Origin of the sequence: Paraburkholderia sp. SIMBA_027, assembly GCF_046535315.1 — a bacterium.
Lineage (GTDB): Bacteria > Pseudomonadota > Gammaproteobacteria > Burkholderiales > Burkholderiaceae > Paraburkholderia > Paraburkholderia tropica.
The window spans coordinates 1-237 of sequence record NZ_JAWRWY010001563.1 but is presented as its reverse complement, the minus strand read 5'-3'; the positions used below and the strand labels follow the sequence as shown (position 1 = coordinate 237).

1 protein-coding gene is annotated in these 237 nt (G+C 65.4%); it reads right to left on the bottom strand.

Features of this window, described 5'->3' with window-relative positions; genetic code table 11:
* Nucleotides 1-237: fumarylacetoacetate hydrolase family protein (locus SB764_RS44440; protein ID WP_410867369.1), on the bottom strand; the 237-nt coding region annotated here is incomplete at both ends.

The window sequence follows — 237 nt, the reverse complement described above, 5'->3', positions numbered from 1 at the left end:
AAGCGATGGCCGTTCACTTCCAGCCACATGTCCAGGTTCTGCGGATCGGCGACCTCGTCGCGCGTCACCAGCCACGGGCCGACCGGCGCGAAGGTGTCGCAGCCCTTGCCCTTGTCCCACTGGCCGCCGCGCTCGATCTGGTATTCGCGCTCGGACACGTCGTTGACCACGGTGTAGCCGGCCACGTAGTCCATGGCCTCGCTTTCTTCCACGTACGAGGCCTTCTTGCCGATGACC